General features: G+C 70.4%; 21 protein-coding genes. 14 read left to right on the forward strand and 7 right to left on the reverse strand.

Annotation, left to right across the window (positions count from 1 at the left end; genetic code table 11):
- Positions 1–5: 5 nt before the first annotated feature.
- Positions 6–1,592 (forward strand): GMC oxidoreductase, encoded by a 1,587-nt coding sequence (locus tag OG595_RS32090; protein ID WP_329278077.1) that lies wholly within the window; start codon positions 6–8, stop codon positions 1,590–1,592.
- Between the two features lie 32 nt (positions 1,593–1,624).
- On the opposite strand, the gene OG595_RS32095 is transcribed toward OG595_RS32090, so the two are convergent.
- Positions 1,625–3,424: an AMP-dependent synthetase/ligase gene (locus OG595_RS32095; protein ID WP_329278079.1), complete on the reverse strand. Its 1,800-nt coding sequence runs from the start codon at positions 3,422–3,424 to the stop codon at positions 1,625–1,627.
- 348 nt (positions 3,425–3,772) lie between these two features.
- On the opposite strand from OG595_RS32095, the gene OG595_RS32100 reads away from it, so the two are divergent.
- The 6 genes from OG595_RS32100 (at position 3,773) to OG595_RS32125 (ending at position 8,980) form a co-directional block, all read left to right on the forward strand.
- Entirely contained in the window at positions 3,773–4,528 is a 756-nt protein-coding gene (locus tag OG595_RS32100; RefSeq protein WP_329283394.1) for a metallophosphoesterase family protein, read from the forward strand.
- A 135-nt stretch (positions 4,529–4,663) separates the two neighbouring features.
- The gene (locus OG595_RS32105; RefSeq protein WP_329278081.1) at positions 4,664–5,104 is read left to right on the forward strand and encodes an SRPBCC family protein; all 441 of its coding nucleotides are present in this window, start codon (positions 4,664–4,666) and stop codon (positions 5,102–5,104) included.
- Positions 5,105–5,210: 106 nt separating this feature from the next.
- Entirely contained in the window at positions 5,211–6,404 is a 1,194-nt protein-coding gene (locus OG595_RS32110) for an ArsA family ATPase (RefSeq protein WP_329278083.1), read from the forward strand.
- A gap of 57 nt (positions 6,405–6,461) precedes the next feature.
- Positions 6,462–6,965 carry a DUF5304 domain-containing protein gene (locus tag OG595_RS32115; RefSeq protein WP_329278085.1) on the forward strand — a complete coding sequence of 168 codons (504 nt, stop codon included), beginning with the start codon at positions 6,462–6,464 and terminating at the stop codon, positions 6,963–6,965.
- A 114-nt stretch (positions 6,966–7,079) separates the two neighbouring features.
- Entirely contained in the window at positions 7,080–8,033 is a 954-nt protein-coding gene (locus OG595_RS32120; protein ID WP_329278087.1) for an ROK family glucokinase, read from the forward strand.
- 191 nt (positions 8,034–8,224) lie between these two features.
- The gene (locus OG595_RS32125) at positions 8,225–8,980 is read left to right on the forward strand and encodes an endonuclease/exonuclease/phosphatase family protein (RefSeq protein WP_329278089.1); all 756 of its coding nucleotides are present in this window, start codon (positions 8,225–8,227) and stop codon (positions 8,978–8,980) included.
- Between the two features lie 45 nt (positions 8,981–9,025).
- Here OG595_RS32125 and OG595_RS32130 read toward each other — a convergent pair whose 3' ends face one another.
- Both OG595_RS32130 and OG595_RS32135 read right to left on the reverse strand, forming a co-directional pair.
- Positions 9,026–9,628 (reverse strand): hypothetical protein, encoded by a 603-nt coding sequence (locus tag OG595_RS32130; protein WP_329278091.1) that lies wholly within the window; start codon positions 9,626–9,628, stop codon positions 9,026–9,028.
- Positions 9,621–10,454 (reverse strand): alpha/beta hydrolase, encoded by an 834-nt coding sequence (locus tag OG595_RS32135; RefSeq protein ID WP_329283396.1) that lies wholly within the window; start codon positions 10,452–10,454, stop codon positions 9,621–9,623. Before OG595_RS32135 ends, OG595_RS32130 begins: the two co-directional genes overlap by 8 nt.
- A gap of 189 nt (positions 10,455–10,643) precedes the next feature.
- On the opposite strand from OG595_RS32135, the gene OG595_RS32140 reads away from it, so the two are divergent.
- From OG595_RS32140 to OG595_RS32155, 4 genes are all read left to right on the forward strand, one after another.
- Positions 10,644–11,384 (forward strand): lysophospholipid acyltransferase family protein, encoded by a 741-nt coding sequence (locus OG595_RS32140; protein WP_329278093.1) that lies wholly within the window; start codon positions 10,644–10,646, stop codon positions 11,382–11,384.
- A 36-nt stretch (positions 11,385–11,420) separates the two neighbouring features.
- Positions 11,421–12,713, forward strand: a complete 1,293-nt coding sequence (macS, locus tag OG595_RS32145) for a MacS family sensor histidine kinase (RefSeq protein ID WP_443073231.1) — start codon at positions 11,421–11,423, stop codon at positions 12,711–12,713.
- An 80-nt stretch (positions 12,714–12,793) separates the two neighbouring features.
- A complete protein-coding gene (locus OG595_RS32150) occupies positions 12,794–13,441 on the forward strand; it encodes a response regulator (RefSeq protein WP_443073374.1) in 648 nt (215 codons plus the stop codon).
- Between the two features lie 133 nt (positions 13,442–13,574).
- Complete coding sequence (locus OG595_RS32155; RefSeq protein WP_329278095.1) at positions 13,575–14,603, forward strand: 6-phosphofructokinase; 1,029 nt, start codon at positions 13,575–13,577, stop codon at positions 14,601–14,603.
- 48 nt (positions 14,604–14,651) lie between these two features.
- Here OG595_RS32155 and OG595_RS32160 read toward each other — a convergent pair whose 3' ends face one another.
- Positions 14,652–16,559: an anthranilate synthase family protein gene (locus OG595_RS32160; protein WP_329278097.1), complete on the reverse strand. Its 1,908-nt coding sequence runs from the start codon at positions 16,557–16,559 to the stop codon at positions 14,652–14,654.
- 134 nt (positions 16,560–16,693) lie between these two features.
- Entirely contained in the window at positions 16,694–16,816 is a 123-nt protein-coding gene (locus OG595_RS45450; RefSeq protein ID WP_443073232.1) for a trp operon leader peptide, read from the reverse strand.
- Positions 16,817–16,904: 88 nt separating this feature from the next.
- Between OG595_RS45450 and OG595_RS32165 the strand changes: the two genes are divergently transcribed.
- Positions 16,905–18,257: a class II 3-deoxy-7-phosphoheptulonate synthase gene (locus OG595_RS32165; protein ID WP_329278099.1), complete on the forward strand. Its 1,353-nt coding sequence runs from the start codon at positions 16,905–16,907 to the stop codon at positions 18,255–18,257.
- Between the two features lie 176 nt (positions 18,258–18,433).
- Complete coding sequence (locus tag OG595_RS32170) at positions 18,434–18,670, forward strand: (2Fe-2S)-binding protein (protein ID WP_329278101.1); 237 nt, start codon at positions 18,434–18,436, stop codon at positions 18,668–18,670.
- A gap of 40 nt (positions 18,671–18,710) precedes the next feature.
- Here the strand turns inward: OG595_RS32170 and bfr are convergent, their stop codons facing one another.
- Positions 18,711–19,190, reverse strand: coding sequence for a bacterioferritin (gene bfr / locus OG595_RS32175; protein ID WP_329278103.1), 480 nt, complete (start codon positions 19,188–19,190; stop codon positions 18,711–18,713).
- A gap of 185 nt (positions 19,191–19,375) precedes the next feature.
- Between bfr and OG595_RS32180 the strand changes: the two genes are divergently transcribed.
- Positions 19,376–20,023, forward strand: a complete 648-nt coding sequence (locus OG595_RS32180) for a sulfite oxidase-like oxidoreductase (protein ID WP_329278105.1) — start codon at positions 19,376–19,378, stop codon at positions 20,021–20,023.
- An 18-nt stretch (positions 20,024–20,041) separates the two neighbouring features.
- Here OG595_RS32180 and OG595_RS32185 read toward each other — a convergent pair whose 3' ends face one another.
- The gene (locus tag OG595_RS32185) at positions 20,042–20,539 is read right to left on the reverse strand and encodes a DUF4396 domain-containing protein (RefSeq protein ID WP_329278107.1); all 498 of its coding nucleotides are present in this window, start codon (positions 20,537–20,539) and stop codon (positions 20,042–20,044) included.
- Positions 20,540–20,621 lie beyond the last annotated feature (82 nt).

A 20,621-nucleotide genomic window follows, 5' to 3' on the forward strand; every position in this document is an offset into this window, starting at 1 on the left:
TGGGCATGGCCGCCTTCCAGACGGCCGCCGCCCTCGGATTCACCCGTGTCGGCCTCCAGTCCGCCCAGGCCGTCGAACCCGCCGCCGTCGAGTCCGCGCCCGCGATCGTCATCGGCTCCGGGTACGGCGGTGCGGTCGCCGCCCTCCGCCTCGGCCAGGCCGGCATCCGCACCCTCGTCATCGAGATGGGCCGCCTCTGGAACACGGCGGGCCCCGACGGCAAGATCTTCTGCTCCACCGCCGCCCCCGACAAGCGCTCCATGTGGTTCAAGACCCGCACCGAGGCGCCGCTGGCCAGCTTCCTGTGGCTGGACGTCGTCAACAAGGACATCACCCCCTACCCCGGCGCCCTGGACCGCGTGCACTACAACGACATGTCCGTGTTCCTCGGCCGCGGCGTCGGCGGCGGCTCGCTGGTCAACGGCAGCATGGCCGTCACCCCGCTCCAGTCGTACTTCGCCGAGCAGTTCCCCGGCGTCAACGCCACCGAGATGTACGGCACCTACTTCCCGCGGGCCCGCGCGATGCTCGGCGTCAACAGCGTCGACCCCGCCTGGTTCGAGTCCACGGAGTGGTACCGCTTCACCCGGATCTCCCGCAAGCACGCGCAGAACACCGGCCTGAGGACCACCTTCGTACCGAGCGTCTACGACTTCGACTACATGCAGCGCGAGGCGGCCGGCACGGCGACCAGGTCCGCGCTCGGACAGGAGGTCATCTACGGCAACAACTACGGCAAGCGCAGCCTCGACAAGACGTACCTCGCCTCGGCGCTGGGCACCGGCAACGTCACCATCACCACCATGGAACGCGTCAGGGCGATCACCCGGGCCGCCGACGGGACGTACGTCCTGACCGCCGACCGGATCGACGACACCGGCGCCGTCGTCCAGACCAAGCAGTACGGGTGCACCTATCTGTTCCTCGGCGGCGGCAGCATCGGAACCACCGAACTCCTCGTCCGGGCAAGGGAGACGGGCACGCTGCCCGCGCTCGACGCCAGCGTCGGGACCGGCTGGGGGACCAACGGCAACGTGATGCTCGGGCGCGCCAACCACCTGTGGGACACGGTCGGGGCCAACCAGTCGACGATGCCGGTCATGGGCATCGACGACTGGGCCAACGCCGACAACCCGGTCTTCGCCGAGATCGCCCCGCTGCCGACGGGGCTGGAGCACTGGGTGAGCCTCTATCTGGCGATCACCAAGAACCCGCAGCGGGCGTCGTTCACCTACGACGCGGCGACCGACTCGGCGCGGCTCGGCTGGAGCGCGGCCCAGAGCGCGGTGTCCGTCGCCATGGCCAAGAAGCTGTTCGACCGGATCAACGCGGCCAACTCCACCATCTACCGGTACGACCTGTTCGGCACCGGCAACAAGGTGTTCGCCGACGACTTCACCTACCACCCGCTGGGCGGCTGCGTGTTGGGCAAGGCGACCGACAACTACGGTCGAGTGAAGGGGTATTCGAAGCTGTACATCACCGACGGTTCGCTGGTGCCCGGCTCGATCGGGGTGAACCCGTTCGTGACGATCACCGCGCTCGCGGAACGGACGATGGCGCGGGTCCTCGCCGAGGACACCGCGCCATGACGTGCAAACGGCCCCGGTAGGGCCGACCGGGCCTACTGACCCTGGTAGATAGCCTCGATCTCGTCCGCGTAGTCCTTCGCCACCACATTGCGCTTGAGCTTCAGGGACGGCGTCAGGTGGCCCGACTCCTCGGTGAACTGGGAGGCCAGAATGCGGAACTTCCGCACCGATTCCGCTTTCGACACCGCGGCGTTGCCGTCGTCGACCGCGCCCTGGATCGCCGCGAGCAGATCCGGGTCATGGGCGAGCGACGCCGCGGTGGACCCGGCCGGCTTGCCGTGCTCGTCGGCCCAACGGCCCAGGAACTCCTCGTCGATGGTGACCAGGGCGCCCACGAACGGCCGCCCGTCGCCCACCACCATGCACTCCCCGACCAGCGCGTGCGCGCGGATCCGGTCCTCGATCACGGCCGGGGCGACGTTCTTGCCGCCCGCCGTGACGATGATCTCCTTCTTGCGGCCGGTGATGCTCAGATAGCCGTCCTCGTCGAGCGTGCCGATGTCGCCGGTGTGGAACCAGCCGTCGGCCAGCGCCTCCTCGGTCGCCCCCGGGTTGTTCCAGTACTCCTTGAACAGGTGCTCGCCGTGCAGCAGCACCTCGCCGTCGTCGGCGATGCGCACCACCGAACCGGGCAGCGGCTGGCCGACCGAGCCGATCTTCTGCCGGTCCCAGGGGTTGAACGTGGTCGCGGCACAGGACTCGGTGAGGCCGTAGCCCTCCAGCACCGTGAAGCCGATCCCGCGGAAGAAGTGCCCGAGCCGCTCCCCGAGCGGGGCGCCGCCGGAGATCGCGTACTCGCCCTTGCCGCCGAGGACGTTGCGCAGCTTGCTGTAGACCAGCCGGTCGAAGACCTTGTGCTTGAACTTCAGGCCGACCGACGGGCCGGACGGCTCGTCCAGCGCCCGGCTGTACGCGATGGCCGTGTCCGCGGCCTTGTCGAAGATCCTGCCCTTGCCGTCCGCCTGCGCCTTGGCCCGCGCCGAGTTGTAGACCTTCTCGAAGACCCGCGGCACACCGAGGATCAACGTCGGCCGGAACGCGGCCAGTTCGTCGGTGAGGTTCTTGATGTCCGGGACGGTGCCCAGCTTGATCGGCGCCATCATCGGCGCGATCTGCACGAGCCGCCCGAAGACGTGCGCGAGCGGGAGGAAGAGGAGGACCGAGCACTCGCCGGTCCGGAACAGGGGCCGCAGTCGCTCGACCACGTTCCCGCACTCGGCGAAGAAGCTCCGGTGCGTGAGCACACAGCCCTTGGGCCGACCCGTCGTACCGCTCGTGTACACGATGGTCGCCGGGTCGTCGGCCTTCGTCCGCGCAGCGCGTTCCTCGACGGTCGCGTCGCTGACGTCCTGGCCGGCCCGCCCCAGCTCCTCCACCGCGCCGGCGTCGATCTGCCAGACGTGCTTCAGCTCGGGCAGCCGGTCGCGCACCGACGCCACGGAGGCCGCGTGGCCGTCCAGTTCCACGATGATCGCGGTGGCCCCCGAGTCACTCAGGATCCACTGCACCTGCTCGGCGGAACTGGTCTCGTACACGGGTACGGTCACCGCGCCCGCGCACCAGATGGCGAAGTCGAACAGGGTCCACTCGTAGCGCGTACGGGACATCAGGGCGACCCGGTCGCCCTGCGCGACCCCGGAGGCGATGAGACCCTTCGCGGCGGCGTGCACCTCGGCGAGGAAGGCCGTGGCCGTCACGTCCTGCCAGGCGCCGCCCACCTTGCGGGCGATGACGGCGACATCCGGATGCTGCGCGGCGTTTCGACGGACGATGTCGGTCAGATTTCCGTCCGCGGGGACCTCGTACAAAGCCGGAAGGCTGAACTCGCGCAAGACTGCTGCTCCTCATAGGGCGCCGGCGCCACGACGTTGTGCGATGCGACGGTGCGGTCCATGGCTCGGGCAAGTACTCACGGATCTCGTAGTTGAAATCCTGAGCACGACTGGACTGCCCGGACGTTACCCGCCGGTATGGCTCCTACGACAGGGGGGTCCGGCGAGATGTTCGCGGCGTCACACGGGTTGGTGTCTTTTACGCACAGTAGTGCACGGTTTTCTTGACTGACCAGTAACCGTGAGCGACCCCCTTGTCCTGTTCACCCGAGCCGCACACGCCTACCCTTGATCGCCATGGCACCCACACCGCGGGGCAACCCACAGGGGAAGAGGACACGCGTTCATGTGGTCAGCGACGTGCACGGCAACGTGCGTGACCTGGCCGTGGCCGGTGCGGGCGCGGACGCCCTGATCTGTCTGGGCGACCTGGTCCTCTTCCTCGACTACGCCGACCACTCTCGCGGCATCTTCCCCGACCTCTTCGGCGCCGAGAACGCGAGCCGCCTCGTGGCGCTGCGCACGGCCCGCCGCTTCGAGGAGGCGCGCGAGCACGGGGCCCGGCTGTGGGCCGGCATCGGCATGGACCGGGCGACGGCCATCGAGAAGGCAGTCCGCAAGCAGTACGCCGAACTGTTCGCCGCGTTCCCGGCACCGACGTACGCCACCTACGGCAACGTCGACATGCCGACACTGTGGCCGGAGTACGCCGGCCCGGGCACCCATGTCCTGGACGGCGAACGGGTGGAGATCGGGGGCCGGACCTTCGGCTTCGTCGGCGGCGGGCTGACGACACCCATGCGCACCCCGTACGAGATCAGCGACGAGGAGTACGCGGCGAAGATCGAGGCGGTCGGCGAGGTCGACGTGCTGTGCACGCACATTCCGCCGGAGGTCCCGGAGCTGGTGTACGACACGGTCGCGCGCCGCTTCGAACGCGGCAGCCGCGCCCTGCTCGACGCGATCCGGCGCACGCGCCCCCGGTACGCGCTCTTCGGTCACGTCCACCAGCCGCTGGCCCGGCGGATGCGGATCGGGGCCACGGAGTGCGTGAACGTGGGGCACTTCGCGGGGAGCGGGCGGCCGTGGGTACTCGAATGGTGACTCCGGCAACCCCGTCGCCCCCGTTGCCACCGGGTCCTGGTGGCAACGGCCCGCCCCGCGCGGGGTAGCCTTCACGCTGCACATACGTGCGCACCGACCCTCCCTCACCGGACCGCATCTGGAGGAGCCACTTCGATGGCGGAATTCACCAGTTCGAGCATCACGATCGAGGCGGCACCGAACGAGGTGATGGCGGTGATCGCCGACTTCGCCCGTTACCCGGACTGGACCGGCGAGGTGAAGGAGGCGGAGGTCCTGAAGACCGACGCCCAGGGCCGCGCCGAGCAGGTCCGCCTGGTCATGGACGCCGGTGCGATCAAGGACGACCAGACCCTCGGCTACACCTGGACCGGCGAGCACGAGGTCTCGTGGACCCTGGTCAAGTCGCAGATGCTGCGGGCGCTGGACGGCTCGTACATCCTGAAGGCGGCGGGAGCCGGGGCGACCGAGGTCACCTACCAGCTGACCGTGGACGTCAAGATCCCGATGCTCGGCATGATCAAGCGCAAGGCGGAGAAGGTCATCATCGACCGGGCGCTGGCCGGGTTGAAGAAGCGGGTGGAGGAGCCCAAGTAGTTTCCCGCCCCCGCCGCCCCTACCCGTCCCGTCCTCGGGGCCGAAGCGGGGGTCTGGGGGCGGCAGCCCCCAGGGGCGGGCGCCGGCACCGGTACCGTTCACCCACATGCGCACCCTCCTCCTGACCGGTCCCGGCGGCTCGGGCCGTACCACCCTCGCCGCGGCCACCGCACTGACCGCGGCGCGCGACGGCACCCCCACCCTCGTCCTCAGCACCGACCGCTCCGACACCCTCGGCGCCGCCCTCGGCACCCCCACGGGCCCCACCCCCGTACCCGTCCCGGGCACCCCGCACCTCACGGCCTGGCGCCCCGACGCCGCCGAAGGCTTCCGCGCCGACCTCACCGCCTTCCAGGACCGCGCCGCGAACGTCCTCGACTTCCTCGGCGCCTCCCGGCTCGACCCCGAGGAACCCAGCCCCCTCCCCGGCGCCGAGGAACTCGCCCTGCTGCGCGCCCTGCGCGACGCCGCGCTCTCGGAGGCGTACGGCCTCCTCGTCGTCGACCTCCCGCCCACCCCGCAGGCACTCGCCCTCCTCGCGCTGCCCGAGGAACTCCGCCGCTATCTGCGCCGCCTCCTCCCGGCCGAACGCCAGGCCGCCCGCGCCCTGCGCCCCGTGCTCGGCCGCCTCGCCGGCGTCCCGATGCCCACGGAGTGGCTGTACGAGGCCGCCGCCCGCTGGGACGTCGAACTGGCCGCCGTCACCGCGGTCGTCGAGGACCGGGACACCGTCGTACGGCTGGTCGCCGAGCCCGGCCCGGCCGGCACCGACGCCGTCCGCGCCGCCACCACCGGGCTCGCTCTGCGCGGCCTGCGCGCGGACGTGCTGCTCGCCAACCGCGTTCTGCCGGAGCCCTCGACCGACCCCTGGCTCGCCTCCGTCACCGCCCAGCAGCGCAAGACGATCGACGAATGGTCCGAGGCGGCCGAGTCACCGCAGTCCTACGCCCTCCACCAGGTCCCGCACCTCGGACACGACCCGCGCGGCACCGACGACCTGGCCGCCCTGCGCGCACCCGCCGTCAACCGGACCCCCGCCCCCGTCGAGTGGCCCGTCACCGATCACCTCGCCGACGACGGTGTGCTCGTCTGGCACATCCCGCTGCCCGGCGCGATACGCGACGAGCTCGACCTGGTCCGGCGCGGCGACGAACTCGCCGTTACCGTCGGCCCGTTCCGCCGTATCGTCCCGCTGCCCTCGGCACTGCGCCGCTGCACGGTGGCCGGCGCCGCCCTGCGCGACGGCGAGCTGAGGGTCCGTTTCGCGCCGGACCCGGATCTGTGGCCGCAGGCACGATGAACGGCGTACGTCCATTCGGGTACCGTCGGAGAGACGAACCGTAGTCAGGAGCCCGCCATGAGCGAAGAGCGCCCCATGTCCGACGCCGCTCGGGGGCACACGGCCGACGAGGCACCGTACGAGACGCCCGTCTCCGACGCCGACGCGTGGGCGAAGGCCTGCGCCGAGGACCTCGAAGCGGAGAAGGCCCGCCGCCGGGCCCGGTACGGCCCGCCGCCCGCCTCCGCCGCCGAGGAACTCCGCAAGCTGGTCGACGCCGTGTCGGAGAAGCTGTCGTCCCTCCAGTCACCGCTGCTCGGCGCGGTCGCCCAGGGCACCGCCCAGCAGGTGGTGCAGCAGGTCGTCCAGCAGGCCAAGGCGGCCGTCGAACCGGTGATCGAACGCAACCCGGATGTCTTCGACCACCTGGCAGCGGCGGGCAACGAACTGCTCGCCGCCTACCGCTCGGCCGTCGTCTCCCAGGAACGCCGCTGGACGACCCGGGAGGCCGACCGCGCGAAGAACCGGGGCGAGGACCGGGGCGACGGCACCGGCTCCGGCGAGCGCATCGACCTGGACTGAGAGCCCCTGGATCACGTCCCGGCGGGCCCGCCCACCGTGCGGACGAGGGGCACCCGGCGACAGGGCCTCGGGTACGGTTGGCCGTAGCGGGGCTCCACCGAAACTGAGGGATTCATGGGACTCACCATCGGCGTCGATATCGGCGGCACGAAGATCGCGGCCGGCGTGGTCGACGAGGAAGGCAACATCCTCTCGACCCACAAGGTGCCGACCCCGGGCACACCCGAGGGCATCGTGGACGCCATCGCCGCCGCCGTCGAGGGCGCGCGCGCCGGGCACGAGATCGTGGGCGTCGGCATCGGCGCGGCCGGATACGTGAACCGTCAGCGATCCACGGTCTACTTCGCGCCCAACATCGACTGGCGCGAGGAACCGCTGAAGGACAAGGTCGAGACCCGCGTGGGCCTGCCGGTCGTCGTCGAGAACGACGCGAACGCGGCGGCGTGGGGCGAGTACAAGTTCGGCGCGGGCAAGGGCCACCGCAACGTCATCTGCATCACCCTGGGAACCGGCCTCGGCGGCGGCATCATCATCGGCAACAAGCTGCGCCGCGGCCACTTCGGCGTGGCCGCCGAGTTCGGCCACATCCGCGTGGTCCCCGACGGACTGCTCTGCGGCTGCGGCAGCCAGGGCTGCTGGGAGCAGTACGCGTCCGGGCGCGCCCTCGTCCGGTACGCGAAGCAGCGTGCCAACGCGACCCCCGAGCACGCCGAGCTGCTTCTCTCCCTCGGCGACGGCACCCCCGACGGCATCGAGGGCAAGCACATCTCGATGGCCGCGAGGCAGGGCGACGCGGTCGCCGTCGACTCGTACCGCGAACTGGCCCGCTGGGCCGGCTCCGGCCTCGCCGACCTGGCCTCCCTCTTCGACCCCTCCGCCTTCATCGTCGGCGGCGGCCTCTCGGACGAGGGCGAACTGGTCCTCGACCCCATCCGCAAGTCCTACAAGCGCTGGCTGGTGGGCGGCAACTGGCGCCCGGTCGCCGACGTCATCGCCGCCCAACTGGGCAACAAGGCAGGCATGGTGGGCGCGGCGGACCTGGCGAGAGAACCCGACCCGATCATGTAGAACACCCCCGTGGCTGTGGCTGCTCGCCGTTCCCCCTGCAAGGGGAACGGCGAGCTGTTCTCGGCGAGCTGTTCTCAGGGGCGCGGGGAACTGCGCGACAAACCACAGCGAGCCGTCGGACAGCCAACAGCCGCACCCCGAACGGCGAGTTCCCGGCATTCCCCACAACCCGCCTCCGTATCTTGACCACCATGGCGACCAACCCCCCGCTCCCGACCCCCCGCACGGACCCCGACGGTTCCGCCGTCATCCGAGTCCTCAGCTACAACATCCGCTCGATGCGCGACGACACCGCCGCCCTCGCCCGAGTCATCACTGCCTGCGCCCCCGACCTGGTCCTCATCCAGGAAGCCCCCCGCTTCTTCCGCTGGCGCAAGAAGCTCTCCCGCCTCGCAGCCGCCTCCGGCCAGGTACTCCTCTCCGGCGGAGCCACCGCCGCCGGCCCCGCCCTCCTGTGCTCCCTGCGCGCGACCGTCGAACACACCGAGGACGTCCTCCTCCCGCTCACCCCCGGCCAGCACCGCCGCGGCTTCGCGACGGCGGTCGTCCGCTTCGGGGGCGCCCGGCTCGGCGTACTGAGCTGTCACCTCAGCCTCCAGAAGGACGAGCGGTACGAGCAGTCAGGCCTGCTCCTCGACCGCCTCGCCGCGCTGGACGTACCGCACGCGGTCGCGGGCGGCGACCTCAACGAACGCCCCACCGGCCGCAGCTTCCGGCGCCTGGCCACCGGCCTCCAGGACTGCTGGACCACCGCCCCCTGGGGCACGGAGTACACCTCGACGCCCACCGACCCGCACCAGCGGATCGACGCGATCCTGGCCACGCCCGGCATCGAGGTCCTCGGCTGCGGGGTGCCGACGGGCCTTCCCGGCGTGACGGAGACAGACCTGAGGGCGGCCACGGACCATCTGCCGGTCCTGGCCGCCCTCAGAATCCCCGCGTCCTGAACGCCTTGGACGTCCTCGAACGTCCCTGAGTCGGGACAGTGGTCGTCAGACCACCGCACCCCGCCCCGGGTCCTGCTCGTCGTCCTCGTCGCCCTGCATCCGCATCACCAGCGTCGCGAACCCGCCGAGGAACCCGCCGATGCCCAGCGTCGTCAGCCACCAGGTCATGTCCCAGCCCAGCAGTACGGCGAGCAGCAGCAGGACCGGACCGCCGAGCACCGCCAGCCAGGCGAACCGGGCGGTCGTGTCGGAGGACGGCAGCGGGGGCGGCTCCGGCGGCACGAAGTGGCCCTCGTCGTCATCGTCGAAGTCGTCCTCCGACGCGTCGGGCGTCGAGTAGTCGCGCGGGCCACTGCCTCCGACGCCCGGGGCGAAGGAGACGGAGCTGCCCAGCGGCTTCGCGGGCTGCCCGTCACCCTTGGCCACCTTGTCGGCGTTGCCCTTGGGGTCGGGGTCGACGGTGTCGTCGGTGTCGTCGTTCGTGTCCGGTTCGAGCAGCGCCAGATCCTCGATCGACTTGAACGGCTTGGCGCCGGGCGGGTCCGGCGGCTCGTCGCCGTACGCCTCCACGATCGCGGCCCACGCGGCCGCCTCGTCGAAGGGCACGCCCTTCTCCTCCGGCTCGCGGTCGGAGTCGTGCTCAGCCACCCGTGGCCGTCCCTTCCTGCTGCCCCACTTGGTCTCCCAGCCCCAATGAGTCCTTGGACTCGTCGGACCCCTTGCCGGCCGCGGGTGCGAGCCGGAGGACGAACGCGTGGCTCTCCTCGAAGATCCGGTCCGCGTCATGGTCCAACGTCGCGACGTGGTAGCTCTGTTCCAGCACGATCTCCGTCACGTCCGTGGACGACACCCGGCTGAGCACCCGGGCCGAGTCGGCCGGCGGCACCACATGGTCCGCGCGGCTGTGCAGCAGCAGCATCGGCTGGGTGACCTGCGGCAGCTCGCCGTCGACCAGGCGGTAGAAGTTCCGCATCGAGTGCGCCGCGTGCAGCGGAACCCTGGGGTAGCCGACCTCGGCGACGCCTTCCTTCTTTATGTCGCTCACGATGCCGGGCACCGAGGGCACCAGATGGCGCACCACCGGAAGGGCGTACGCGGCAAGGCCGTGCACCTTGTTCGCCGGGTTGACGACCACGATGCCGCTGATCCGGTCGCCGTACCGCGCGGCGAGCCGCAGGGTCAGCGCGCCGCCCATCGACAGGCCGAAGACGAACACCTGGGTGCAGCGCTCCAGCAGGGAGCGCAGCTCGCGGTCCACCTCCGCGTACCAGTCCTGCCAGCCGGTGAGCTGCATGTCCTCCCAGCGCGTGCCGTGCCCGGGCAGCAGCGGCAGCGAGACGGTCAGGCCGCGCTCGGCGAGATACTCCGCCCAGGGGCGCAACGACTGCGGGGAACCGGTGAAACCGTGACAGAGGAGGACTCCGACCTCCCCGCCCTCATGGCGGTACGGCTCGGCTCCAGGAAGGACCGGCACCATCGGTCTCCTGTTCATGGGGTGGGTGACTGGGGTGGGTGATCACGCGAGGAAGCCACGAGGCTTCGAGGCGTACTTCACCGTACGCGACCGCACTGACACCGACCAGGGCCGTCGGGCTCTTTGACAGCGCTGCGGGTTAAGGTCTGATCCACAGACACAGGAGGCAGTCGGTTGTTGTACGGCGCGATGAAGGTTTCCGTCGGGGTCCCGCTGAAGGTCGCCTTCAGGCCCTGGGTCGAAGGCCTGGAGAACGTTCCGGCCGACGGCCCGGCGATCCTGGCGAGCAACCACCTGTCCTTCTCCGACTCGTTCTTCCTCCCCGCCGTCCTCGACCGCAAGGTCACCTTCATCGCGAAGGCCGAGTACTTCACGACGCCCGGTCTCAAGGGCCGGATGACCGCCGCCTTCTTCAAGGGTGTCGGCCAGCTCCCGGTGGATCGCTCCGGTGCACGCGGCGCCGGTGAGGCCGCGATCAGGAGCGGTGTCGAAGTCATCGAGCGCGGTGAGCTGTTCGGCATCTATCCGGAGGGCACGCGCTCGCCCGACGGCCGCCTCTACCGGGGCAAGCCCGGCGGCCTCGCGCGCGTGGCGCTGGCCACCGGGGCGCCGGTCGTCCCCGTGGCGATGATCGACACCGAGAAGATCCAGCCGCCGGGCAAGGTGATGCCCAAGCTGATGCGCCCCGGCATCCGCATCGGCGAGCCGCTCGACTTCAGCCGCTACCAGGGCATGGAGCACGACCGTTTCGTGCTCCGGGCCGTGACCGACGAGGTCATGTACGAAATCATGAAGCTCTCCGGCCAGGAGTACGTCGACATCTACGCGTCGGCCGCCAAGCGCCAGCTCGCGGAAGCGGCGAAGGCGGAGAAACTGGCGGAGAAGCAGGCTCAGAAGGCCCTGGAGAAGGAACGTTCGGGCACCAAGTAGCGGTACCGGGGGCGGGTTTGGGGATGGGTGGGGGACATGGCCGTGGGTGAGAAGGCCGTACGCGGGAGTGCCGGGGCCCGGCGGACCGGACGTCCGAAGATCATGCGGATGTCGGTCGAGCAGCCGCTGTGGCGTGCCCTGGCCGGCTACCGGGTGCTCACGATGCTGTACGCGGTGGGGTTCTTCGCCACCGCCTACGACCGGTTCCAGCGCCCCTGGGTCGGCGTCGCCTACTACTGCGTCCTGTTCGTCTGGACCCTGGCCACTCTGCCCTGGGTCGCGAACGCGGCCAGCTGCACCAAGCGCTTCCTCACCGCCGACCTCACGGTCGCCCTCACCGGCATCCTCCTCACGCCCCTCGCCGACACCCACGAACGCATCCAGTCGGGTGCCCCGACCCTGCCGTCGATATGGACGGCCGGTTCCGTGCTGGCCTTCGCGATCAAGGGCGGCTGGCGCTGGGCGGCCTTCGCCTCGACCCTGGTCGCCGTCGTGAACCTGGTAGAGCGCGGTACCCCGGCCCGCGACACCGTCCACAACGTGGTCCTGGTGTGGGTCGCCTCCATCGCCATCGGGTACGTCGTCGAGGTCGCCCGAGCCTCCGAGCGCACCCTCGCCCGCGCCCTGGAGATCGAGGCCGCGACCCGCGAACGGGAGCGCCTCGCCCGGGACATCCACGACAGCGTCCTCCAGGTACTGGCGATGGTGCAGCGGCGCGGTGCCGTGCTCGGCGGCGAGGCCGGGGAACTGGGCCGGATGGCCGGCGAGCAGGAGGTCGCGCTGCGCGCCCTGGTCTCCGCAGGCCTCGTACCGGAGTCACGGGAGCCGCGGTACGCGGAGCCCGGCGAGCCGGGTACCGCCGTGCGTGCGGCGGGGGAGTCCGAGCAGGACGGGCCGGACGCGCCGGACCCGGTGGACCTGCGCACCCTGCTCGTCCCGTACTCCACCTCGACGATCACCCTCTCCGAGCCCGGCGCCCCCGTGCCGCTCGCCCGGGCCGCGGCGAAGGAGCTGGCCGCCGCGGTCGGCGCCGCCCTGGACAACGTACGGAAGCATGCCGGGGAGGGTGCCCGGGCCTGGATCCTGGTCGAGGACGAGCCCGACTCCGTCGTCGTGACCGTGCGCGACGACGGGCCGGGCATCCCGGAGGGGCGGCTCGCGCAGGCCGAGGGCGAGGGCCGGCTCGGGGTGGCCCAGTCGATCCGCGGCCGGCTGCGCGACCTCGGCGGCGACGCCGAACTGATCTCTGTGCCCGGGCAGGGCACCGAGGTCGAACTGACGGTACCGAAGGACACCGGAACGGCATGGGGGAAGGCGGAGCGGCGATGACGGTCACCGGGAACGAGAACAAGGGCATGAGCGGGGACGGAGACGGGGACCGGGAAGGTCGTCAGGGTCCGCTGCGGGTGATGGTGGTGGACGACCACCCCATGTGGCGCGACGCGGTCGCCCGCGACCTGGCCGAGTCCGGGTTCGACGTGGTCGCCACGGCGGGCGACGGCGAGCAGGCCGTGCGCCGCGCCCGCGCCGTCGCACCGGACGTCCTCGTGCTGGACCTGAACCTGCCCGCCAAACCCGGCGTCCAGGTCTGCAAGGAACTGGTCGGGTCCAACCCGGCCCTGCGCGTCCTGGTCCTCTCGGCGAGCGGTGAGCACGCCGACGTACTGGAGGCGGTGAAGTCGGGCGCGACCGGCTATCTGCTGAAGTCGGCCTCGACGGAGGAACTGCTGGACGCGGTGCGCCGTACGGCGGTCGGCGACCCGGTGTTCACCCCGGGCCTGGCCGGTCTGGTCCTCGGCGAGTACCGCCGGCTGGCCTCCGAGCCGCTCCCGGCCGCGGGTGCCGACGAGCCCAGGGCCCCGGAGCTCACCGACCGCGAGACGGAGGTGTTGCGACTGGTGGCCAAGGGCCTCAGCTACAAGCAGATCGCCGAACGCCTGGTCATCTCCCACCGCACGGTCCAGAACCACGTCCAGAACACCCTGGGCAAGCTGCAGCTGCACAACCGGGTGGAACTGGTGCGGTACGCGATCCAGCGCGGCCTGGACGACGAGTGACGTCGCGGGACGGCGCGTATCGGCACGTGACGACGAGTGAGAAGCGGCGAGAAGCGGTGAGGAGCCTCGACGCCGGGTGAGGCGCACGTCACACTGATCCTTCGTCAGGAACCCGCGGCGAAGGGACATTTCCATGCGCGTCGGAGTACTGACCGGAGGCGGCGACTGCCCCGGGCTCAACGCCGTCATCCGGGCCATCGTCCGTAAGGGCGTACAGGAGTACGAGTACGACTTCGTAGGCTTCCGGGACGGCTGGCGGGGTCCGCTTGAGGGCGCGAGTGTGCGCCTCGACATCCCCGCAGTGCGCGGCATCCTCCCGCGCGGCGGCACCATCCTCGGCTCCTCGCGGACCAACCCCCTCAAGCAGGAGAACGGCATCGCCCGCATCCGGGAGAACCTCGCCGCGATGGAGGTCGACGCGCTCATCGCGATCGGCGGCGAGGACACCCTCGGCGTCGCGGCCCGCCTCACCGACGAGTACGGGGTGCCCGTCGTCGCCGTACCGAAGACGATCGACAACGACCTGTCCGCCACCGACTACACCTTCGGCTTCGACACCGCGGTCGGCATCGCGACGGAGGCGATCGACCGGCTGCACACCACCGCCGAGTCGCACATGCGTGTCCTCGTCTGCGAGGTGATGGGCCGCCACGCCGGCTGGATAGCCCTCCACTCCGGCCTCGCCGGCGGCGCGAACGTCATTCTCATCCCCGAACAGCGCTTCGACACCGAACAGGTGTGCGCCTGGGTGACCTCTCGGTTCAGTGCGTCGTACGCCCCGATCGTGGTCGTCGCGGAGGGCGCCATGCCCAAGGACGGCGACATGGTGCTGAAGGACCAGTCCCTCGACTCCTTCGGCCATGTGCGCCTGTCCGGCGTCGGCGAGTGGCTGGCCAAGGAGATCGAGAAGCGGACCGGCAAGGAGGCGCGCACCACGGTGCTGGGCCATGTCCAGCGCGGGGGCACACCCAGCGCCTTCGACCGCTGGCTCGCCACCCGTTTCGGCCTGCACGCCATCGAGGCGGTCCGCGACGGCGACTTCGGGAAGATGGTCGCCCTGCGCGGCACGGACATCGTCCGCGTCCCGATCGCGGAGGCCACGGCGAAACTCAAGACGGTCGACCCGAAGCTGTACGCGGAGGCCGGCGTCTTCTTCGGCTGACGGCGCGCAGGGGCGCCCGGGTCCTGTCTGCCCGGGCGCCCGTCCGTCTCACCCGAGGGTGCCCGCGCCCCGCAGCCGGCCCATCAACTCCCTCACGACAGCGGACCCGTTCAGCGACAGCACCGACTCCGGATGGAACTGCACACCGGCGAACCCGGGCCCCCGCAGCGCGTGCACCTCCCCGCTCGCACTCCGGCTGACCTCGACCCGGTGCGCCGCCAGCTCCCTGGACGCCTCGTCGTCGCAGTGCGCCACGAAGCTGTTGTAGAAGCCGACGGTCTCCGTCCGCCCGAACAGATCGATCTCCGTCTGCGCGCCCTGGTACGGCACTTCCTTCCGTACGATCTCCAGCCCCAGCTCCGCCGCGATCAGCTCGTGCCCGAGACAGACACCGAGGACGCCGTGCCGGTGCTCCCGCAGGGCCCCGGCGGTCAGCTCGCGCAGGAACCGCATCCTCGGGTCGGCCAGGTCGCCCGGGTCACCGGGGCCGGGCCCGAGCACCAACGGCCCCTCGTGCCGTACGACGGCCTCCCGCAGCCCCGGCTCGTCGTAGCGCCGCACGGTCACCTCGAGGCCCGACGACCGCAGGACGTGCGCGAGCATCGCCGTGAAGGTGTCCTCGGCGTCGACGACCAGCGCGTGCCCGGCCGGCTCCGCTCCCTTTTCGGCGGCCTCCTGCATCCGCAGCCAGAACGGCGCCAGCGCGGCCCGCCGCCCGTCCAGCGCCGCCCGCACCCGCGGATCGTCCATGAGTCGCGGCCGTACGCCCGTCTCCCGTGGCCTGCCCGGTACGACACCCAGCGCCGCCAGTACCCCGGCCGCCTTGGCGTGGGTCTCGGCGACCTCGCCCGCCGGGTCCGAGCCGCGGACCAGCGTGGCGCCGACCGGCACCCGCAGCCGTCCGTCCGGCGCGATGTCGGCGGTCCGGATGAGGATCGGCGAGTCGAGGGTCTGCGCCCCGGCGGATCCTTCCCGCCCGTCACCCGGGTCCCGCCCGACCAGTGCCAGCGCCCCCGCGTAGTAGCCGCGCCCGACACCGTCCCGCCCGAGGGGCTCATACCGCTCGATCACCCGGCAGGCGTTCTGCACGGGCGAGCCGGTGACGGTCGCCGCGAACATGGTCTCCCTCAACACCTCGCGCACATCCAGCGAGGACCGCCCCCGCAACTCGTACTCCGTGTGAGCGAGATGGGCCATCTCCTTCAGCCGCGGTCCCACCACGACCCCGCCCATGTCGCCGACGGTGCACATCATCTTGAGCTCCTCGTCGACGACCATCGACAGCTCCTCGATCTCCTTGCCGTCGGCGAGGAAGGAGAGCAGGTGCTCGGGGGTGGGCCCCTCGGCCGGATAGCGGTACGTCCCGCTGATCGGGTTCATCACCACTGTCCCGCCGGACATCCGGACGTGTACTTCGGGGCTGGCGCCCACCAGGGTCCGCTCCCCGGTGTGCACGACGAACGTCCAGTACGCGCCCCGCTCCCCGGTCAGCAGCCGCCGGAACAGCGCGAGGGCGTCGGCGCGTCCGAACCCCGGGATCTCACCCTCGTAGGTCCGCCGGATGACGAAGTTCGCCCCCTCGCCCCGTCCGATCTCCTCCCGCAGCACCCGCCCGACGATGTCCGCGTACTCCTCGTCGCCGACGTCGAACCCACCGCCCTCGACCCGCACGTCGTGCGCGGGGAGCTGCTCCAGCACCTCCGCCAGCGGGAGTTCGTACGTCTCCTCGGGCGTGAGCACCGCGAGCGGGGTGCCGTCGTCGCGGACGTCGAAGCCGCGCTCGCGGATCTGGCGGAAGGGGATGAGGGCGAGACCCTTGTCGGGGATGTCGGCGAGCCGGTCGTACGTGCTCACCGGGCCGATCAGCAGTTCGACCACATGGTGGTCGTGGCCGGGGGTGCGGCGGCGGAGCAGGGCGAACGGGCGGGTGTCGTGCAGGAGCCGGTCGAGTCGCATGGTTCCTCTTCCATCGATCGATGACTGGGTCAGAAATCGGATCAGTGATCGGGAGGAACGGCCGGCGCGGAAGTCCGCGGAAACACCGAAGGCCGCCCCTCGGGCGGCCTTCGCGAAGTCTTGCGTACGCGCAGTCAGTGGGCCGCCGAGTGAGCGGGCCACCACCAGTTCTGGATCAGGGTCGAGTGCGCGAACATGCGACGGACCATACACCACGGGCAACGGGCGGTTCGTGAACCGGCGCGCGGACCGGTCATTCCGCTCACCGGACCCGAACGAGCGAACCCCGTCTCACTTGATGAGCAGGCGGATGGACGCCCGACACGACCCCGTAATGTTGGGGCCGTGACCGTGAACGCTAAGACCAGCGCCAGCGCTGGCAACACCTGGCGAGACCTGCCCGCGGCGCAGCAGCCCGAGTACCCCGACACCGAGGCTCTGCGCGCAGTCGTTGCGGAGCTCGAGTCGTATCCGCCGCTCGTCTTCGCGGGCGAGTGCGACCAGCTGCGCGCCCGGATGGCGGCCGTCGCCAAGGGAGAGGCGTTCCTCCTCCAGGGCGGCGACTGCGCCGAGTCCTTCGACGCCGTCGGCGCCGACCACATCCGCGCCAAGCTGAAGACCCTCCTCCAGATGGGCGCCGTCCTCACCTACGCGGCCTCCGTGCCGGTCGTGAAGGTCGGCCGGATCGCCGGCCAGTACTCGAAGCCGCGCTCCAAGGGCACCGAGACCCGCGACGGCGTGACCCTGCCGACGTACCGCGGTGACTCGGTCAACGGCTTCGACTTCGACGAGGCGTCCCGGATCCCGGACCCCGAGCGGCTGAAGCGGATGTACAACGCGTCCGCCTCCACGCTCAACCTGGTCCGCGCCTTCACCACCGGCGGTTACGCCGACCTGCGCCAGGTGCACGCCTGGAACCAGGACTTCGTGAAGTCGTCCCCGTCCGGCCAGCGGTACGAGCAGCTGGCCCGTGAGATCGACAACGCGCTGAACTTCATGCGTGCCTGCGGCACGGACCCGGCCGAGTTCCAGACGGTCGAGTTCTACTCCTCGCACGAGGCGCTGCTGCTGGACTACGAGTCGGCGCTGACCCGCGTCGACTCCCGCACCGGACGGCTGTACGACGTCTCGGCGCACATGGTGTGGATCGGTGAGCGCACCCGGCAACTGGACGGCGCGCACATCGAGTTCGCCTCCCAGGTCCGCAACCCGATCGGCATCAAGCTCGGCCCGACGACGACGGCCGAGGAGGCGCTGCAGTACATCGAGCGCCTCGACCCGGACCGTGAGCCGGGCCGGCTGACCTTCATCGTCCGTATGGGCGCCGACAAGGTCCGCGACAAGCTGCCCGAGCTGGTCGAGAAGGTCACGGCGTCGGGTTCGACGGTGGCCTGGATCACCGACCCGATGCACGGCAACACCTACGAGGCGGCCTCCGGCCACAAGACCCGCCGCTTCGACGACGTGCTCGACGAGGTGAAGGGCTTCTTCGAGGTCCACAAGGAGCTGGGTACGCACCCCGGCGGTATCCATGTGGAGCTGACCGGCGACGACGTCACCGAGTGCGTGGGCGGCGGCGACGAGATCTTCGTCGACGACCTGCACCACCGCTACGAGACGGCCTGCGACCCCCGGCTGAACCGCAGCCAGTCGCTCGACCTGGCCTTCCTGGTCGCGGAGATGTACCGGGACCAGTAGCAGATCACCGGTTGTTGCGCCTGTTACAGACGCGTGCCGTGGGGCGCGGATCACATACGATCCGCGCCCCACGGCACTTTCCGGGCACCTGCGAGCCGGGTAAGGTTAGGTTTGCCTCACCGGCCAAACGGACATCCTTGGTCTTGGTACGGCACGACCTTTGGCCCCGTCGGGAGGTGACCCGCGTGTACGTCTGCAACTGCTTCGGAGTGACCGAGACGCAGGTGAAGAAGCATGCGGCGGACGGCGCCAGCACCCCCAGGCAGATAGCGTCGGCCTGCAAGGCGGGCACGGACTGCGGCTCGTGCGTACGACGTATCCAGGCGCTGCTGGGCAGGGGCGCCTGCCCGGCCCGCGGAGTCGTGGACGAGAGCCGGCCGGTCCTGGCCGAACAGCTGGACGAGGCCGCCTGAGCGTCCGGGCGTACGAGCCCTGGAGCGCGGCCCTCGGTTCTCAGCTCTCGGGCTGCTCGATGAGCTGTGCGATGTAGAGCGGCTCGCCGAGCTTCTCCACCAGTTCCAGCTGGGTGTCCAGATAGTCGATGTGGTGCTCCTCGTCCGCGAGGATCGACTCGAAGATGTTCGCGGACGTGATGTCGCCCTTGCCGCGCATGACCTCGATACCGCGCTTGAGGCGGTCGATGGCCTCGACCTCGACCTGCCGGTCCGCCTGGAACATCTCCGTGACGGTCTGGCCCACCCGCACGTGGAACAGCCGCTGGTAGTTGGGCAGGCCCTCCAGGAACAGGATCCGGTCGGTGATGATCTCCGCGTGCTTCATCTCGTCGATGGACTCGTGCCGCGTGTACTTCGCGAGCTTCGTCCAGCCGAAGTTCTCCTGCATTTTCGCGTGCAGGAAGTACTGGTTGATAGCCGTGAGTTCAGCGGTCAGCTGCTCGTTGAGGAATTCGATGACCTCGGGGTCGCCCTGCATCGCAGAGGCTCCTTCCAAACGGGGAACTCGGTGGGTTGCCGCCGAATGATCGCACCGCCGCCGAAGATCGTCCAGTAAGTGCGCACTTAGTAAGTAAGGGCATGCTTAGTCCAAGTTATTGGGACTTGATGGGGTCTGGAGTGGCCTGGTCATGCGCACTCTCCCTGGTCTGTCAGGATGGAGTCATGGGTCAGCCGGTGGAAAGTGGATCGGGAGAGCGCGATTCAGGAGGTGCGGCGCAGCCCGAATTGCCGCCGGGTCAGCGGGTACAGCGCGGCTGGCCGGTCACCCATTACGGCCCGGTGCCCAAATTCCGCCCCGAACGCTGGGAGTTCAGGGTTTTCGGCGCCACCGCCGACGGTGAGAAGCACTGCTGGAACCATGAGGAGCTCACGGCTCTGCCGCATGCCTCCGTGCTGGCGGATCTGCACTGTGTCACCAAGTTCAGCATGCTCGGCGCGGAGTGGGGCGGAATTCCGGCGCGGACGATCCTGGCGGCGGCTCCGCCCGCGCCCGAGGTCACCCATGTGATGGTCTGGGCGGAATACGGCTTCAGCTCGAATCTCCGGCTGGCCGATTTCGCCTCCGACGGCACGATCTTCGCCACCCACAAGGACGGTGAACTCCTCACCGCCGAGCACGGCTTCCCGCTCCGGCTGGTGGTGCCCCACCTGTACGCCTGGAAGGGCCCCAAGTGGGTGCGCGGGGTCGAGTACATGACCGCCGACCGCCGCGGCTTCTGGGAGGAACGCGGCTATCACAACGTCGGCGACCCGTGGCGCGAGCAGCGCTACTCCTACCAGGAGGAGCCCGGGGACGGCCCCGAGCTCTGAGCTCCTGGGCCGCCGGGTTCAGTGGTGGTACTGGTGCACCACGGCGTGGCCCCTGCCGCGGCCGATCGTCCACTTGTTGACCGGAGTGGTGACGACGAACGCGATGGCCAGTGAGATCGCCAGCGCGCCCCAGAACAGCAGGTCGTCCAGCTGGGCGTCCATCGCGCCCGGCCACAGCACGATCACGCCGTTGTCGACCAGTTCCATCACGGCGATCGACAGGGTGTCCGCGGCCAGCGCCACCCGTACGGCCGTACGGAGGCCGACGCCGGCCCTCAGGACGCCGCGCAGGGTGAGCGAGTAGCCGAAGAAGAACGCCAGGACGATCGCCAGCACGGTGGTGGGCAGGTTCCCCCAGCCGAAGGCCGTGCCGATGACCATGCCGAGCACCTCGCCGATGGCGCAGCCGGTGAGGCAGTGAAGGGTGGCCTGGACGGCCACGGCCCAGGTGGCGGCCGGTGTGTGGGTCGATGTGTGGGCCGGCGTGTGCTGGTGCGCGTGTTCCTCGTGCTCCATGGGAACCCCCGGGGTGTCATGTGGTCACGGTTGTCTGCACTCCCCAGCAATATACCCCCCAGGGGTATTCCCGTTCCGCTTG

Source organism: Streptomyces sp. NBC_01451 (assembly GCF_036227485.1).
Taxonomy (GTDB): domain Bacteria; phylum Actinomycetota; class Actinomycetes; order Streptomycetales; family Streptomycetaceae; genus Streptomyces.

What these genes read in the sequence shown, in the direction of transcription:
- OG595_RS32090 (WP_329278077.1), top strand. Translation starts at nt 6, where the DNA reads ATGGCCGCCTTCCAGACGGCCGCCGCCCTCGGATTCACCCGTGTCGGC.
- OG595_RS32105 (WP_329278081.1), top strand. Translation starts at nt 4,664, where the DNA reads ATGGCGGAATTCACCAGTTCGAGCATCACGATCGAGGCGGCACCGAAC.
- OG595_RS32110 (WP_329278083.1), top strand. Translation starts at nt 5,211, where the DNA reads ATGCGCACCCTCCTCCTGACCGGTCCCGGCGGCTCGGGCCGTACCACC.
- OG595_RS32115 (WP_329278085.1), top strand. Translation starts at nt 6,462, where the DNA reads ATGAGCGAAGAGCGCCCCATGTCCGACGCCGCTCGGGGGCACACGGCC.
- OG595_RS32120 (WP_329278087.1), top strand. Translation starts at nt 7,080, where the DNA reads ATGGGACTCACCATCGGCGTCGATATCGGCGGCACGAAGATCGCGGCC.
- OG595_RS32125 (WP_329278089.1), top strand. Translation starts at nt 8,225, where the DNA reads ATGGCGACCAACCCCCCGCTCCCGACCCCCCGCACGGACCCCGACGGT.
- OG595_RS32140 (WP_329278093.1), top strand. Translation starts at nt 10,644, where the DNA reads ATGAAGGTTTCCGTCGGGGTCCCGCTGAAGGTCGCCTTCAGGCCCTGG.
- macS (WP_443073231.1), top strand. Translation starts at nt 11,421, where the DNA reads ATGGCCGTGGGTGAGAAGGCCGTACGCGGGAGTGCCGGGGCCCGGCGG.
- OG595_RS32150 (WP_443073374.1), top strand. Translation starts at nt 12,794, where the DNA reads ATGGTGGTGGACGACCACCCCATGTGGCGCGACGCGGTCGCCCGCGAC.
- OG595_RS32155 (WP_329278095.1), top strand. Translation starts at nt 13,575, where the DNA reads ATGCGCGTCGGAGTACTGACCGGAGGCGGCGACTGCCCCGGGCTCAAC.
- OG595_RS32160 (WP_329278097.1), bottom strand. Translation starts at nt 16,559, where the DNA reads ATGCGACTCGACCGGCTCCTGCACGACACCCGCCCGTTCGCCCTGCTC.
- OG595_RS45450 (WP_443073232.1), bottom strand. Translation starts at nt 16,816, where the DNA reads ATGACCGGTCCGCGCGCCGGTTCACGAACCGCCCGTTGCCCGTGGTGT.
- bfr (WP_329278103.1), bottom strand. Translation starts at nt 19,190, where the DNA reads ATGCAGGGCGACCCCGAGGTCATCGAATTCCTCAACGAGCAGCTGACC.
- OG595_RS32180 (WP_329278105.1), top strand. Translation starts at nt 19,376, where the DNA reads ATGGGTCAGCCGGTGGAAAGTGGATCGGGAGAGCGCGATTCAGGAGGT.
- OG595_RS32185 (WP_329278107.1), bottom strand. Translation starts at nt 20,539, where the DNA reads ATGGAGCACGAGGAACACGCGCACCAGCACACGCCGGCCCACACATCG.